This window comes from Caldibacillus debilis DSM 16016, assembly GCF_000383875.1.
In the GTDB taxonomy this organism is placed as follows: domain Bacteria; phylum Bacillota; class Bacilli; order Bacillales; family Caldibacillaceae; genus Caldibacillus; species Caldibacillus debilis.
In genome coordinates, this window is sequence record NZ_KB912880.1 from 147,306 (window position 1) to 162,929 (window position 15,624).

Annotated in this window: 10 protein-coding genes, 1 other RNA gene and 1 other annotated feature; of the genes, 10 read left to right on the top strand and 1 reads right to left on the bottom strand. The window is 54.5% G+C overall.

What is annotated here, in order from left to right; translation table 11 throughout:
• The first annotated feature begins 36 nt into the window (after positions 1-36).
• The 10 genes from A3EQ_RS0103865 to ssrS all read left to right on the top strand — a co-directional run bounded on the left by A3EQ_RS0103865 (position 37) and on the right by ssrS (position 13,752).
• Positions 37-330, top strand: coding sequence for a post-transcriptional regulator (locus A3EQ_RS0103865; RefSeq protein ID WP_020153874.1), 294 nt, complete (start codon positions 37-39; stop codon positions 328-330).
• Between the two features lie 120 nt (positions 331-450).
• Positions 451-2,712, top strand: coding sequence for a protein translocase subunit SecDF (gene secDF / locus A3EQ_RS0103870; RefSeq protein ID WP_020153875.1), 2,262 nt, complete (start codon positions 451-453; stop codon positions 2,710-2,712).
• Positions 2,713-3,390: 678 nt separating this feature from the next.
• Positions 3,391-5,751, top strand: a complete 2,361-nt coding sequence (gene recJ, locus A3EQ_RS0103885) for a single-stranded-DNA-specific exonuclease RecJ (RefSeq protein WP_026499722.1) — start codon at positions 3,391-3,393, stop codon at positions 5,749-5,751.
• Positions 5,742-6,254 carry an adenine phosphoribosyltransferase gene (locus A3EQ_RS0103890; RefSeq protein WP_020153879.1) on the top strand — a complete coding sequence of 171 codons (513 nt, stop codon included), beginning with the start codon at positions 5,742-5,744 and terminating at the stop codon, positions 6,252-6,254. Before recJ ends, A3EQ_RS0103890 begins: the two co-directional genes overlap by 10 nt.
• Positions 6,255-6,699: 445 nt before the next feature.
• Complete coding sequence (locus A3EQ_RS0103900) at positions 6,700-8,895, top strand: RelA/SpoT family protein (RefSeq protein ID WP_020153881.1); 2,196 nt, start codon at positions 6,700-6,702, stop codon at positions 8,893-8,895.
• A 13-nt stretch (positions 8,896-8,908) separates the two neighbouring features.
• On the top strand, positions 8,909-9,355 hold the full coding sequence (gene dtd, locus A3EQ_RS0103905; protein WP_020153882.1) for a D-aminoacyl-tRNA deacylase: 447 nt from the start codon (positions 8,909-8,911) through the stop codon (positions 9,353-9,355).
• A 172-nt stretch (positions 9,356-9,527) separates the two neighbouring features.
• Positions 9,528-9,704, top strand: a complete 177-nt coding sequence (locus A3EQ_RS22700; protein WP_169382644.1) for a hypothetical protein — start codon at positions 9,528-9,530, stop codon at positions 9,702-9,704.
• Positions 9,705-10,146: 442 nt separating this feature from the next.
• Positions 10,147-10,386 (top strand) — a binding site (T-box leader).
• A gap of 55 nt (positions 10,387-10,441) precedes the next feature.
• Positions 10,442-11,722, top strand: a complete 1,281-nt coding sequence (gene hisS, locus A3EQ_RS0103925; protein WP_020153885.1) for a histidine--tRNA ligase — start codon at positions 10,442-10,444, stop codon at positions 11,720-11,722.
• Positions 11,722-13,485 (top strand): aspartate--tRNA ligase, encoded by a 1,764-nt coding sequence (aspS, locus tag A3EQ_RS0103930; protein WP_020153886.1) that lies wholly within the window; start codon positions 11,722-11,724, stop codon positions 13,483-13,485. The genes hisS and aspS overlap by 1 nt, the downstream gene beginning before the upstream one ends.
• An 82-nt stretch (positions 13,486-13,567) precedes the next feature.
• A non-coding RNA gene (gene ssrS, locus A3EQ_RS22030) (6S RNA) lies at positions 13,568-13,752 on the top strand.
• Positions 13,753-14,177: 425 nt separating this feature from the next.
• Here the strand turns inward: ssrS and A3EQ_RS0103940 are convergent.
• A complete protein-coding gene (locus A3EQ_RS0103940; protein ID WP_026499724.1) occupies positions 14,178-15,455 on the bottom strand; it encodes a replication-associated recombination protein A in 1,278 nt (425 codons plus the stop codon).
• Between the last annotated feature and the right edge of the window lie 169 nt (positions 15,456-15,624).

Sequence of the window (15,624 nt, forward strand, 5' to 3'; positions counted from 1 at the left end):
CAATGACTAGTTTTTCTCATCGGGGGAGGATAAAGAATGGATCATCCTTACGACATATACAGGGAGGAAGTGAAAGAGGCGCTCCGCTGCAAACTGGATGAATTCGCCCTGTTGGATTTCACCGAGGTAACGGAAGACGACCTATGGGAAATGCTGACCAAGAAGCGATGGAAGAAACCGCAAGAAGATATACATATCTATCAAATCGTGAGCGACATCATGTCCGTAAAGCCGAGCGATATGATGAACTTTATTTCCGCTTTAGAGATGACGGCGGAAAATTTATTTTCCGAGAAAAACCAAGAAGAATTAAGGGAATTATTGAAATGATTCCGGAATGCCGGGCTGACCGGCGGGAGGGCGGCAGGGAGCTTCGCCGGGGCTTTTTTCCTGCCCGATCCGCGGGTGTCTGACCGATTGTTGTGCCCAATGAAGGAGGATCGATCACGCATGGTAAAAAGGAACCGCCTCATCGCATTTCTTCTCATCGTCTTCATTTCCTTCGGCGTTATGATCCCGACGGCAAAACCGTTATTGGAAAGCCAGAAGCTCGGCCTGGATTTGCAGGGCGGTTTTGAAGTGCTGTACCAGGTGGAACCGGTAAACGAAGGGGATAAGATCACGAAAGAAGTTTTATCCAGCACCGTCGAGGCCCTGGATAAGCGGATCAATGTTTTGGGAGTCAGCGAACCGAGCATCGAGATCGAGGGAGGGAACCGGATCCGGGTCCAGCTGGCCGGCATTGAGGATCAAAATCAGGCCCGGGAAATTTTGTCCACGACGGCCGAATTGACCTTCCGGGACGCGGATGACAACAAGCTGCTGGACGGCAGCGACCTGGTTCAGGGTGCGGCCAAGCAATCCTATGATGCGACGGGAAAACCGAACGTGGTTTTAAAACTGAAGGACGCCGGCAAGTTTGCGGAGGCCACGAGGAAAGTCCTCCAATCGGATACGCCGGTTATGGTGATCTGGCTGGATTTTGAAGAGGGAAAAGATTCCTATAGGGAAGAAGCGAAGAAAGCGAATCCGAAATACATATCCGCCCCCGTCGTCGATGAGGTGATCAACAGCACGGACGTGGAGATCCGGGGGAATTTTACCGTAGAAGAGGCGAAAACGCTGGCTGACTTGTTGAATGCGGGCGCCCTTCCGGTGAAATTGAAGGAGATCTATTCCACATCCGTCGGCGCCCAATTCGGGGAAGACGCGCTGCAGAAAACGGTGCAGGCGGGCATCGTCGGCATCCTCCTCGTCTTCCTTTTCATGATCGGTTTTTACAGGCTGCCGGGGTTGATCGCCACCATCACATTGCTCATCTATATTTATTTGGTCTTGGCCGTAAACGGCGGGCTGAACGCCGTATTGACGCTGCCCGGCATCGCCGCGCTGCTGCTCGGGGTGGGCATGGCCGTTGACGCGAACGTCATCACCTACGAGCGGATGAAGGAAGAAATTAAAGTGGGGCGGACCCTGCAGGCGGCTTTCAAAGAAGGGAACAAATCCTCCTTCATCACGATTTTTGACGCCAATTTGACCACCATCATATCCGCCGCCGTGCTGTTCTATTTCGGGACGAGTTCGGTCAAGGGCTTTGCGACGATGCTGATCGTCAGCGTCATTCTCAGCTTCGTCACCAACGTTTATCTGACCCGGCTTTTCCTCGGGCTCTTGGTGCACAGCCGCTACTTCGACGGAAAACCGGGCTGGTTCGGCGTTAAGAGGGAGGATATTAAAGACATCAAAGAAGGCTATGACATTTACACCCTGCCGACCCGTTTCGACAAATGGGATTTTGTCCGGTTTAAGAACATCTTCTTCACCTTTTCCGTCGCCCTTTTGCTGATCGGTGCGGTGCTCCTGGCGGTATTCAAACTGAATTTGAGCATCGATTTTACGAGCGGAACCCGCATCGAAATCATGGCGGACCATCCGTTGACCACCGAGGAGATTGAAAAGCAGCTGGACAACTTTAATATCAAGCCGGATCAAATCGTTTTCTCCGGCGACAATCAGGAATCCGCCGTCGTCCGCATGAAAGGGGATATTGACCAGAAGACGGTCAACCGGATCAAATCCCATTTCGCTGAGGAATACGGCCACGATCCGAGCATCAGCGTCGTGACGCCGATGGTCGGCCAGGAGCTGGTCAAAAATGCGATCATGGCCGTCGCCATCGCTTCCCTCGGCATCATCTTGTATTTGGCCTTCCGCTTCGAAATCAAAATGGGCATCGCTTCCATCATCGCCCTGCTCCATGACGCCTTTTTCGTCATCGCCATTTTCAGCATCGTCCGGATGGAAGTGGATCTGACCATTGTCGCCGCCGTGCTGACGATCATCGGTTATTCCGTCAATGATACGATCGTCACCTTCGACCGGATCCGGGAAAATATGCGGATGAAACGGAGAATCAGGAAATATGATGAAATTGTCGAGATCGTCAACCGGAGCCTGCGGCAAGTCTTTACCCGCTCGATCAATACGATGTTGACCGTCCTGTTGCCCGTCGTCCTCCTCTTGGTCATGGGGAGCGAGGCGATCCGGAACTTCTCTTTGGCCATGTTCGTCGGTTTGATCGCCGGGGGCTACTCGTCCCTGTTTATCGCCGCCCAGCTGTGGCTCATTTGGAAAGGAAGGGAATTGAAGAAAAAGGGCGTTTTGATCACCTACAAGGAGAAAAAGAAATTTTCCGACGAGCCGCAAGTATAGGTGCGGAAACGCACCCCGGCTTCCGATGAAGTCCAGGAATTTGTGTAAAAAGAGTGGGCGCAAAGCCGTTCCATTTCCGGAAGGCGATGTTCCCTTGACTGGGAGCAGGATTTTACACAAATAGGAGGACTTGATCCGGCATCCCATCCGCCCCGGTTTCCGGGGCTTTTTTCTGCCCCTCGGGATTCAAGGCCGGGAGGGGCGCCCCTTTCAAGGCTTGTCCGTGGCTGGCCGCTATTTCCTTCAGTAATCAAAGTTCGGGCGGGATGTCGCCTTCCTTTCAGATTCTTCATCCACAACCGAAAACGGCGCATCTTTGCCCCGGGAGAGGCACCGTCCCCTTCAGTTTTCGCAGGGCTGCCCGTCTTCTTTTTCGGGTGCCGCGGGAAAGGAGGCGGTCCGCCGGGTTTTTCTTCATCCCCAGCCATTTTTCGGAAAAGGATGGCCTGCCGGCGTCCGCCGCGATGGGCGGCCAAGCTGCCCTTTCCGTTCCGGCCCGGCGCACCCGGGGACCATCCCGGTGATTTTGGCCGGCGGAATGGGAAAAAGGGGATCCGGGCCCCGGACCGTTCGCCGGAGGGATGGAAGATCCTTTCTTTTCCTTTCCGGGAACCGCAAAGACTCATTGAAAAAGACCGGACGGCTTTAGTATAATAAATGAGTTGAGAGGTGAAAGGAATGCTAGAGCCCAACACGCGCTGGGTCATGCGCCGGGTGGACGAAGGGGCCGTCCGAAAATTGGCCGAGCAATTGCAGATCGCACCTCTTGTCGCCAGAATACTGGCCGGCCGGGGCATCACCGATGCGGAAAATGCCCGCAGTTTTTTATTTTCTGACGGGATTTTTTACGATCCTTTCTTATTGCCCGACATGGAAAAGAGCGTGGAAAGGATCAGGCGGGCGGTCAGAGACGGGGAAAAAATCATGATCTACGGGGACTATGATGCGGACGGCGTCACCAGCACCTATTGCCTGTTGAAAACGCTAAAAACCCTCGGCGCAGACGTGCAATATTACATTCCGGACAGGCTACTGGAAGGTTACGGCCCGAACGAAAAGGCGTTCCGCCGGTTTAAAGAAGAAGGGATCCGGCTGATCATCACCGTCGACAACGGCATCTCCGCCCTCCATGAGGCCAAGGTTGCCAAAGAGAGCGGAATGGATTTGATCATTACCGACCATCACGAACTGAAGGATGAACTGCCGGATGCTTACGGGATCATCCACCCGAAGCGGAAGGATTCCAAATATCCCTTCAAGGATTTGGCCGGCGTCGGCGTATCCTTCAAGCTGTCCAGCGCGTTGCTCGGGAAAACCCCCTCCGAATTGCTGCCCTATGTAGCGATCGGGACGATCGCCGATTTGGTCCCTTTAACCGGGGAAAACCGGTGGATCGTGAAAAAGGGAATCCCTCTCTTGAAAGAGACGAAGGATATCGGCTTGTCGGCGTTGATAAAAAACGCTTCATTGGATATGCACCAGATCGATGAAAACGGGATCGCTTTCGCCCTGGCCCCCCGGCTGAACGCGCCCGGGAGGCTGGGGAGCGCAAACCTTGCCGTCGAACTGTTTTTGACAAAGGATCCGGGAACCGCCGACGAATTGGCCGGAGAGCTGAACCGGATCAATCAGGAGCGGCAGGACCTCGTCAATCGGATCACCGGGGAGGCAGTCGAGCAGGCGGAACGGCTTTTCCGGGAAAGGGATGACAAAGTCCTTGTCGTCGGGGATCCGGATTGGCATCCCGGCGTGATCGGCATCGTGGCCTCCAAATTGGTCGAAAAGTTTTATAAACCGGCCGTCGTCCTTTTCTATGACGAGGAAAACGGGACGGCGAAAGGCTCCGCCCGGAGCATCCATGGCTTCAACATTTATGAAAACCTGGCCGAATGTGCCGATCTTCTTCTCCATTTCGGCGGACATCCGATGGCTGCGGGAATGGTTTTGCGGCTGGAGGATGTGGACGAATTGCGTTCCCGGCTGAACCGGCTCGCCGACCAGCAATTGACGGAGGAAGATTTCACTCCGTTGACGGAATACGATTGCCGCGCATCCTTGCAGGAAATCACCCTGGACGCCGTCGAACAGCTGGAAAAGCTGGCCCCTTTCGGAACCGGCAATCCGAAGCCGAAAATATTGGTGGAAGATGTCCGGCTGTCCAATTGCCGCAAAGTCGGGGCCGATGAAAACCATCTGAAGACGGTTTTGCAAAAGGACCCGGCCCTCCTGGAAGGCATCGGTTTTGACATGGGGCCCTTTGCGGACCATATTTCGCCTTTGGCCAGGGCATCCGTGATCGGCGAACTGGGGATCAATGAGTGGAATTCAACCCGGAAACCGCAAATCTACATAAAGGATATCGCCGTCAACGAGTGGCAATTGTTCGACTGCCGCGGGAACAAAAATCTTCCGCTGTGGCTTGCGAAAGTCCCCGAGGAAAACAGAAAGATCATCGTCTTTCGGGAAACGACGCTGGCCTATATTCGGGAAAGGCTCAACCCGGACGCCGTTACGAATGTTTTTTCCGATGCCGAGGCGGAATCGGCCGTTTTGGACGGCCAAAACGTCGTCCTCCTCGATTTGCCGCCGACGAAAAATCGGCTGGTCAAGCTCGTCCAAGGAAAAAGGGTATCGAGGATCTACGCCCATTTTTACCAGGAAAGGGATCATTTTTTTGATACGGTTCCGGAAAGGGAACATTTCAAATGGTACTATGCGTTTTTATTGAAAAACGAATCCTTCGATATCGGCCGCCACGGGCGGGATTTGGCCAAATATCGCGGCTGGACCGAGCGGACGGTGCACTTCATGACCCGGGTATTTTTGGAGCTCGGGTTCATAGAAATGGAGAAGGGGATCGTCTCCGTGAACAGGTCGGCAAAAAAACGGGATTTGTCCGAATCCGCCGCCTACCGGGAGCTGCGGGAACATGTCGAATTGGAGAAGGAATTGCTTTTTTCCACGGCCGAACAGCTGAAAAATTGGTTTGACCGCTTATTAAATATGTCAAAGATTGGGGAGGAAAAAATATGGATTTGAAAAAATACATCGCCATTGTGCCGGACTGGCCCAAGCCGGGCATCCAGTTCAAGGATATCACCCCGCTCATGAACGACGGGAAGGCGTTCCGCTATGCGACGGAACAAATCGTCCAATATGCGCGGAATAAAAAAATCGATATCGTCGTCGGCCCGGAAGCCCGCGGATTCATCATCGGCTGTCCGGTCGCCTATGAACTGGGCGTCGGTTTTGCCCCCGTTCGCAAAGAAGGAAAATTGCCGCGGGAAACGATCAAAGTGGAGTATGATCTGGAATACGGGAAAGGGGTTTTGACGATCCATAAGGACGCGATTCAACCCGGGCAAAGGGTGCTGATAATCGACGACCTGCTCGCCACCGGCGGAACGATCGGCGCGACGATCAAATTGGTGGAACAGCTGGGCGGAATCGTCGCCGGATGCGCCTTTCTCATCGAGCTGACATACCTGGAAGGGCGGAAGAAGCTGGAAGGTTACGACGTGTTGACGCTTATGGAATTTTGACGGATAGGGAATGATGAATCCAAGGGGCGAAAAGGTTTCGTTGCGGGAAGACCGCCGGCCCGCCCAGGCAGCGGACGGGCCGCGGCCGTTCCCGAAATTTCGCCCGACCCCGGCGCCTTTCCGGGGATGTTGGACGTTGACCGGATGTTGGCGGGAAATGACCCCACGGGTTGGCGAATCCGGGAAATCTCGGCATTTATGGGGGAAGAAATCCGGGGACGGAAGGTTCTTCCCTTCGTCGGGCCGCTTTCCGGTTCCCTCTTTTTCGTGCGGGACGGGCGCCGATCCGCCCCCTTGTTGCAATATGTTGAAAAATGCTTAAAAACCTTCCGGGAAACGCATCCTTTCCAGTGCAAATACTTTACAATTTTAATATTTTTATTAATAATAATTACAATCCATCCCTAACTCCTGGGAATAACCCGCAAATTTAAGGTGATTATTCATGAACGACGTGGATCAATCCTGTATCGTTGCCAACGTTTTCAATAAAATAGCGAGCTATTTGAACGAGGAACATATGGCCGTCGTGCGGAAGGCCTACGAGTTTGCCAAAAAGGCCCACGAAGGCCAATACCGGAAATCGGGGGAACCGTACATCTACCATCCGGTCCAAGTTGTCGAAATTTTGGCAGATTTACGAATGGATCCGGCAACGCTGGCCGCCGGCTTTCTCCATGATGTGGTGGAAGACACGGATGTATCCCTCGACACGATCCGCGAGGAATTCGGCGAAGAGATCGCCATGCTGGTGGATGGAGTGACCAAGCTGGGGAAAATCAAGTATAAATCCCATGAAGAACAGCAGGCGGAAAACCACCGGAAGATGTTTGTCGCCATGGCGAAGGATTTGCGGGTCATCCTGATCAAATTTTCCGACCGGCTCCATAACATGCGGACGCTGAAGTATTTGCCGGAGGAGAAACAGCGGCGGATCGCCACCGAAACCTTGGAGATTTTCGCCCCCCTCGCCCACCGCCTCGGGATCTCCAAAATCAAGTGGGAACTGGAAGATACGGCGCTGCGCTATTTGAATCCCCAACAATATTACCGCATCGTCAATTTGATGAAGCGAAAGCGGGCGGAACGGGAAAAGTATTTGCAGGAAGTGATCAACGAGATCAAAAACCGGCTGAACGAGGTGCAAATCAAAGCCGAGATCACCGGAAGGCCGAAGCATATCTACAGCATCTACCGGAAGATGGTTCTGCAAAACAAACAATTCAATGAGATCTACGATTTGCTTGCGGTCCGCATCATCGTCAACAGCATCAAAGACTGTTACGCCGTGCTCGGCATCATCCACACCTGCTGGAAGCCGATGCCCGGCCGTTTCAAAGACTATATTGCCATGCCGAAACAAAATTTGTACCAATCCCTGCACACGACGGTGATCGGCCCGAAAGGCGAACCTTTGGAAGTGCAAATCCGCACATACGGCATGCACCAGATCGCCGAGTACGGGATCGCCGCCCATTGGGCCTACAAGGAAGGGAAAAAGGTCAATCCCCAGGACGATTTTGAAAAGAAGCTGAGCTGGTTCCGGGAAATTCTGGAGTTTCAAAACGATTCCTCCAACGCGGAAGAATTTATGGAATCTTTGAAACTCGACCTGTTTTCCGACATGGTGTACGTCTTTACCCCGAAGGGGGATGTCATCGAGCTGCCGACGGGATCGGTGCCCATCGACTTTGCCTACCGCATCCATTCGGAAATCGGCAACAAAACGATCGGGGCCAAGGTGAACAACAAGCTGGTGCCCCTGGACTACAAATTAAAAACCGGGGACATCGTCGAGATCATCACGTCGAAACATTCCTACGGCCCGAGCGCCGACTGGCTGAAGCTGGCGCAAACCTCCCAAGCGAAAAACAAGATCAAGCAATTTTTCAAAAGGCAGCGGAAAGAAGAAAACATCGTCAAAGGCCGGGAGATGGTCGAAAAGGAAATCCGCAGCATGGACTTCGATGTAAAAGAGGTGATGACTGCGGAAAACTTGAAGCAGGTGGCGGAAAAATACAATTTTTCCAACGAAGAGGACATGTTTGCCGCCGTCGGTTACAACGGCATCACCGCCGCCCAGGTGGCCAACCGGCTGACGGAAAAATTCCGGAAAAAGAAGGACGAGGAAGAGGCGACCATCCTCGAACAGGTGTCCGAACTCCGGCCGATCCCCGCCGTCAAGCGGCATGACACCGGCGTGAAGGTCAAAGGGATCGACAATTTGCTGATCCGCCTTTCCAGATGCTGCAATCCGATTCCGGGGGATGAAATCATCGGCTACATCACGAAGGGGCGGGGAGTATCCGTCCATCGCGCCGACTGTCCGAACATTAAAAACGAGGACAACAAGGAACGGCTCATTGAAGTGGAATGGGAAAACTACGCGGGCAAAAACAAGGAATACAATGTGGATCTGGAGATCATCGGCTACGACCGCCGCGGCCTGCTCAACGAAATCCTGCAGGCCATCAACGAGGCGAAGACGAACATCACCCAGGTTTCCGGAAGAACCGACCGGAATAAGATGGCGACCATCTTTGTCACCATCTCCATCTACAATATTTCCCATCTGCAAAAGATCGTGGACCGGATCAAGCAGGTTCCCGACATTTTTACCGTGCGCCGCGTCATGAATTGAGGAGGGTTTTCTTATGCGTATCGTGCTGCAACGGGTATCGAAGGCGAAGGTGACCGTCAGGGGAGAGACCGTCGGGGAAATCGGAACCGGATTTCTCCTGTTGGTCGGCGTCACCCATGACGATGAGGAAAAGGACGCCGAATACCTGGCGGAAAAAGTGGCGGGTTTGCGCGTTTTCGAAGACGGGGACGGGAAGATGAATTTGTCCGTTCTTGACGTCGGTGGCGAAGTCTTGTCGGTCTCCCAGTTCACCTTATATGGGGATGCGAGGAAAGGGAGGCGCCCGAACTTTATGGCTGCGGCAAAACCGGACATGGCGGAACGGCTGTACGGCCGCTTCAATCAATTTTTGCGGGAAAAAGGCTTGCGGGTGGAGACGGGAAGATTCGGCGAACGGATGGAAGTCCATCTCATAAACAACGGTCCGGTAACCCTCATTTTGGACAGCAAGAACCGGTGACGCAAAAAGCGCCGGGAGCGGGGAAAATGGGCCGGAAAGAAGGTGGCCGAAGGGAAACAATGATTCCGTGCGGAGGGGATCATTGTTTTATTGTGCCAAAAAATTTTTCCGCCGGCGTGTAAAAAGGCCCCGCATCCGGAAAAGCTATGAAAAAACGAAAAGGATGAGGCCGATGCGCGCCGGAGAAAAGGATGGACGGATTCATCAGGAACCGAAGGATCTATTCGGGATCTCCTTCCACGATCTGATCGAGCAGATGCGGAGCGCCACCCCGATGGAGCTGGCGAAGGAATTCGGGATCACCCTCGGGGAAGTGCGAAGATTGAAGAAGCAGATGGACAGGCGTTAAACGGGCGTCCTGGATATGGGCCCGGCCGCTATTTTGTCTATTGGCGGGAAGCGGAGGCTGCCCCTCCGGCCGAAAAGGGGATCGGCCCCGGCCGGCGCGGAAATCCATTTTTTCCGTCCGGGAGGAAAAATGGCAAGGTGGGGGCAAGGCCGAATCTGCCCTTGACAGACGAGGGTCGAAAAAGGGAGAATGGAATCAGGAGACGGGCCCGCATCCCGTTAAGAAAGGCTTTCGCCCGGAAAACAGCAGGCTTTGGATGCCGATGGCCTTGATCCGGGCTTGTTTTGATTGCCTCCCTTCGGCAAAGCGACGGCGGACGCCGCGCAAAGAAGATGCGGACCGAAAAATCTTGCGCCGGGCAAAAGGAGCGGCAAACCCTTGACAATCCCCCGCCGCAAGCGGTATAAAATATAGATAAAATTAACCTTTCAAGATGGAATAGGCGGATCCAATGATGGAGAGAAGTAGTCTTGACCCACATGGAAAGAGAGGGAATGCCCCGGCTGAAAGCATTCCTCCATGATGGCAAGACGAAAGACACTCCGGAGGATGGTCCCCGAAAGAAAGCCCTTTTTGAGTAGGGGATTCACGCGGGCAGGCGTTAGCTGCGGAAGCGGAAAAAGACTCGGGGAAGTCTTTTTCAATTAGGGTGGCACCGCGGGTATTTTTGCTCGTCCCTGATCGGCAGAGGACGGGTTTTTTATTTTCCCGAAACAGAAAAAAGGAGGGTTTTTTATATGAAAGTGCAGATCCCTCGGGGCGTGCAAGACATTTTGCCGGAACAGGCGGGGTTGTGGAGGGCCATCGAGAGCAAGGCGGCGGATATTTGCGAAAGGTACGGCTATGAGGAAATCCGCACCCCGATTTTCGAATACGCGGAAGTCTTCTCAAGGAGCGTCGGGGATACGACCGACATCGTCCAAAAGGAGATGTACACGTTCCAGGACAAGGGAGGGCGTCTGTTAAGCCTCCGTCCGGAAGGCACCGCCCCCGTAGTCCGCGCCTATGTCGAAAACAAACGGTTCGGACATCCGGTGCAGCCGGCCAAGTTCTATTATATCGGGCCGATGTTCCGCTATGAACGCCCCCAGGCCGGAAGATACCGGCAATTCGTCCAGTTCGGGGTGGAGGCGCTGGGGAGCGATGACCCGGCCATCGACGCCGAAGTGATCTCCCTCGCTTACCGGTTTTACGTCGAAATGGGATTGAAAAATCTCCAGCTTTCGATAAACAGCCTCGGCGACAAAGAAAGCCGCAAGGCGTACAAGGAAGCGTTGATCGCCCATTTTAAACCGAGGATCGGGGAGTTTTGCGAAGACTGCCAAAACCGGCTGGAAAAAAATCCGTTGAGAATCCTGGATTGCAAGGTGGACCGGGATCACCCGCTGATGAAGGAATCGCCCGTGATCCTCGATTATTTGAACGGGGAATCGAAGGAGTTTTTCGACAAGGTATTGCGCTATTTGGACCAATTGCAAATCCCCTACACGATCGATCCCCATCTTGTCAGGGGGCTGGATTACTATCATCATACGACCTTTGAGATCATGAGTACGAAGGAAGGCTTCGGCGCGATCACCTCCCTGTGCGGCGGGGGAAGATACAACGGGCTGGTGGAGGAGTTCGGCGGTCCCAGCGTTCCGGGGATCGGCTTCGCCCTGAGCATCGAACGGCTCATCGCCTCCCTGGAGGCGGAGGGCATCCGGATCCCGACGGAAAAACAGACGGATGTGTTCATCGTTACCCAGGGGGAAGCGGCGAAGGATTATTCCGTACTCCTGCTCCAGCAGCTGCGCTCCCTCGGGCTGAAGGCGGACCGTGACTATATGGACCGGAAAATGAAGGCGCAGCTGAAGGCCGCTGACCGCCTGAACAGCAAGTATGCGGCCATTATCGGCGACAGCGAAATGGAAAGGCAAGTCGTTCTCCTGCGGAAAATGGATACGGGAGAACAAAGGGAAATCCCGATGTCCCGCTTTGCGGAAGAATTTCAACGTATGGTCGGAGGAGGAGCATGATGTTTGGGCGTACCCATTATTGCGGTGATGTGACGGAAAAGAACGTCGGCGAACGGGTGACGTTAAAGGGATGGGTGCAAAAGAGAAGGGATTTGGGCGGATTGATCTTCATTGATCTGCGGGACCGGACCGGGATCGTCCAGATCGTTTTCAGCCCGGAACATTCCCCGGAGGCCTTTCATACGGCGGAGGCCATCCGCAGCGAATACGTCCTTGACGTGACGGGGAAGGTCGTCCCCCGCAGCGAAGAAACGGTGAATCCGCGGCTGAAGACGGGGAAAATCGAGGTTTTATGCGAGAAAGTTTCCATCATCAACGAAGCGAAAACCCCTCCCTTTGTCATTGCCAACGATACCGACATATCGGAGGAAGTCCGGTTAAAATACCGCTATTTGGATCTGCGCAGACCGGTCATGTACGAGACATTGAAATTGCGCCATCAAACGGTCAAGGCGATCCGCGATTTTCTCGACGAAAACGGATTTTTGGAAGTGGAAACGCCGATGTTGACGAAAAGCACGCCGGAAGGGGCGCGGGACTATCTCGTGCCGAGCCGGGTGCATCCCGGGAAATTTTACGCCTTGCCCCAATCGCCGCAAATTTTTAAACAGCTCCTGATGGTCGCCGGCATCGACCGGTATTTTCAAATCGCCCGCTGCTTCCGCGACGAGGACTTGCGGGCGGACAGGCAGCCGGAATTTACCCAGATCGACATCGAGATGAGCTTTATGGACCGGGACGAGATCATCGGGCTCGTGGAACGAATGGTCAAGTACGTCATGAAAAAGGTGAAGGGGATGGATATCGAAACCCCCTTTCCCCGTTTGACCTACCGGGAGGCGATGGAACGGTACGGCTCGGATAAGCCCGATACCCGGTTCGGGTTGGAACTGGTGGATGTGTCGGACATCGTAAAACATTCGGCCTTCCAAGTCTTCGCCGGCGCGGTGGAAAAAGGGGGACGGGTGAAGGCCATCAACGTCAAAGGGGCGAAGGACAAATATTCCCGGAAGGACATCGACGGATTGGCGGAATTCGTAAAACCTTACGGGGCGAAAGGACTGGCCTGGATGAAGGTCGAAGCGCAAGGGGTCACCGGGCCGATCGCCAAATTCTTCACTGAGGCGGAAAGGGAAAAACTGCTGGAACGGTTATCCGGCGAACCCGGGGATTTGTTCCTGTTCGTGGCCGACCGGCCCGACGTTGTCGCCGCCGCCCTCGGCGCCTTGCGGGTAAAACTCGGCAAAGACCTCCGGCTGATCGACGAAAGCCGCTACCATTTCCTATGGGTCGTCGATTGGCCGCTATTGGAATACGATGAGGAGGAAGGCCGGTACTTTGCCGCCCACCATCCCTTTACGATGCCGGCCCTGGAAGATTTGGATCTTTTGGAAAGCGATCCCGGGCAAGTGCGCGCTCAAGCCTATGATCTTGTTTTGAACGGGTTTGAGCTGGGGGGCGGTTCTTTGCGGATCTTTGACCGGAAGATCCAGGAGAGGATGTTTCAAGTGCTGGGCTTTACGAAGGAAAAGGCGGTGGAGCAGTTCGGGTTCCTCCTCGAGGCCTTCGAATACGGGACGCCGCCCCACGGCGGGATCGCCCTCGGCCTGGACCGCTTCGTCATGCTCCTTTCGGGAAGAAGCAATTTGCGGGATACGATCGCCTTCCCGAAGACGTCCAGCGGAAGCTGCCTCCTGACGGATGCCCCCGGCGAAGTGAGCGCGGAGCAGCTGGAAGAGCTCCATTTGTCCGTCAAAAAATGAGCCCCTTCCGGGGCGGTTTGATTTCGGGATTCGGGCTTTATTGAAAACCCGAATCCCGATATGTTATTATTAAAATAACGGGAGAGTCCTGATGTGTGCGTTGTGAAACCAAGTTTTGACCGAACACCAATTGCCAAGGGAGTCCGGAGTTCCTATGCGGCGCAAAAGCCTTCTCCGAAAGGACTTGCAAAGTATAGGACAGGACACCCACCTGCCGAGAGCGGGTTCAAAACGTTGGCGATAGACAACGGCACGATTGGGACTCTCTTTCCTTTGGAATTTGGATCGGATTCCGATGCGGATGTCGTTCTCCTCGACCGGTTTGATCGGGGATTTTTTATTTATATCGGATTTTTCAAAGAAAAGTTGAGCAATTTCGCGAAAGGCCGGCCGGAAACCGGCAGAAAGCCCCTTGCCTTGCCGGAATCGGCAAAGGTTGTCTTCCCCGCCGGGAGGGGGCGCCCCCCTGGGACCGGTTCGCGGCATTTGCCGGAGAAAGAGACGGGGGAAACGGAAGCCTTCTGAAAATGCCGGAGAGGATCTCCGGGCGGAAACCGCCCGGAAGGCGTGATCAGGATAACGTTTCGCCCGCCGCTAGCGCCTGCCGCGGTGTTGCGAAAATTCGCCCGCGGCGCCGGAAGCTGACCGGGAAAAGCCGCTAGGCGGCGAAAGGGTCCTGCCCTTTCCGGCGTTCAGTTTTCCGAAAGCTTTCGGATCTTTTCATAGACTTGGGCGAGGGCCTGCTCGAATTTCGAGGTCTTTTTCGGTTCATAATAGGTCCTGTTTTTGATCCGATCGGGCAAATACTGTTGTTTCACCCAGGCGTTTTCATAATCGTGGGGATACTTATAATCGATGCCCCGGCCCAATTCCTTCGCCCCGCGGTAATGGGCGTCTTTCAAATGATCGGGCACTTCGCCGCCGAAGCCCTTGCGGATGTCATCCAAAGCCCTGTCTATGGCCACGATCGCCGAATTGGATTTCGGCGAAAGGCAGAGTTCGATGACGGCGTTCGCCAGCGGGATCCGGGCTTCCGGGAACCCGATTTTTTCGGCGGTCATGACGGCGGCCAATGTCCGCACGGCCGCCTGGGGATTGGCCAGCCCCACATCTTCGTAGGCGGTGACGAGCAATCTCCGGCTGATGGAAGGAAGGTCGCCGGCTTCGATCAGCCTGCCCAAATAATGGAGGGCGGCGTTGACGTCGCTGCCCCGGATCGATTTTTGGAAGGCGGACAAAACGTCATAATGGGCGTCCCCGTCTTTGTCGTGGCTGAAACTTTTCTTTTGGATGCATTCTTCCGCCGTCCGCACGTCGATCCGGATCTTCCCTTCCTCATCCGGTTCCGTCGACAATACCGCCAATTCCAGGGCGTTCAGCGCGTTCCGGATATCCCCGTTGGCGGCAAAGGCAAGATGCTTGATGGCCTCTTCGCTGATTTCGACCGGATATTTTCCCAGCCCCCGTTCCTCGTCGGCGAGGGCCCTGCGCAAAGCCGTTTCGATATGTTCCGGCTCGAGCGGCTTCAATTCGAAAATCTGGCACCGGCTGCGGATCGCCGGATTGATGGCGTGGTACGGGTTGGACGTGGTCGCCCCGATGAGCACGATCAGCCCGTTTTCCAGAAAGGGCAAAAGGAAGTCCTGCTTGGCCTTGTCCAGGCGGTGCACCTCGTCGAGCAGGAGGATGACTTTGCCGCTCATTTTCGCTTCTTCGGCGACGATCTCCAAATCCTTTTTGTTATTGGTCACCGCGTTCAGCATGCGGAAGGCGTATTCGGTGCTTCCGGCGATGGCGCTGGCGATCGAGGTTTTCCCGACCCCCGGAGGCCCGTAAAGGATCATGGAAAACAATTGCCTTGCCCTCACCATCCGATCGATGATTTTATTCTTGCCGACCAGGTGTTCCTGGCCGATGACTTCCGACAGCTTTCTCGGCCTCATCCGGTAAGCCAGAGGTTCTCCGTTCATTTTCATTCTCCTTGTACGTCTTTTCCTTTTACTTTTAATGTAGCACAAAGGGCCGGGATTCCGAAAGCGCGGGGAACCCGGCGATGACAGATTGACCCGGTTCTCATGTGTGTGTGAAATCCTGCTTCCGGTCCAGGGAACACAGCCTTCCGGAAAGGGAACAGCTTTG

What these genes read in the sequence shown, in the direction of transcription:
- A3EQ_RS0103865 (WP_020153874.1), top strand. Translation starts at nt 37, where the DNA reads ATGGATCATCCTTACGACATATACAGGGAGGAAGTGAAAGAGGCGCTC.
- A3EQ_RS0103900 (WP_020153881.1), top strand. Translation starts at nt 6,700, where the DNA reads ATGAACGACGTGGATCAATCCTGTATCGTTGCCAACGTTTTCAATAAA.
- A3EQ_RS0103940 (WP_026499724.1), bottom strand. Translation starts at nt 15,455, where the DNA reads ATGAACGGAGAACCTCTGGCTTACCGGATGAGGCCGAGAAAGCTGTCG.
- dtd (WP_020153882.1), top strand. Translation starts at nt 8,909, where the DNA reads ATGCGTATCGTGCTGCAACGGGTATCGAAGGCGAAGGTGACCGTCAGG.
- recJ (WP_026499722.1), top strand. Translation starts at nt 3,391, where the DNA reads ATGCTAGAGCCCAACACGCGCTGGGTCATGCGCCGGGTGGACGAAGGG.
- A3EQ_RS22700 (WP_169382644.1), top strand. Translation starts at nt 9,528, where the DNA reads ATGCGCGCCGGAGAAAAGGATGGACGGATTCATCAGGAACCGAAGGAT.
- secDF (WP_020153875.1), top strand. Translation starts at nt 451, where the DNA reads ATGGTAAAAAGGAACCGCCTCATCGCATTTCTTCTCATCGTCTTCATT.
- A3EQ_RS0103890 (WP_020153879.1), top strand. Translation starts at nt 5,742, where the DNA reads ATGGATTTGAAAAAATACATCGCCATTGTGCCGGACTGGCCCAAGCCG.
- aspS (WP_020153886.1), top strand. Translation starts at nt 11,722, where the DNA reads ATGTTTGGGCGTACCCATTATTGCGGTGATGTGACGGAAAAGAACGTC.
- hisS (WP_020153885.1), top strand. Translation starts at nt 10,442, where the DNA reads ATGAAAGTGCAGATCCCTCGGGGCGTGCAAGACATTTTGCCGGAACAG.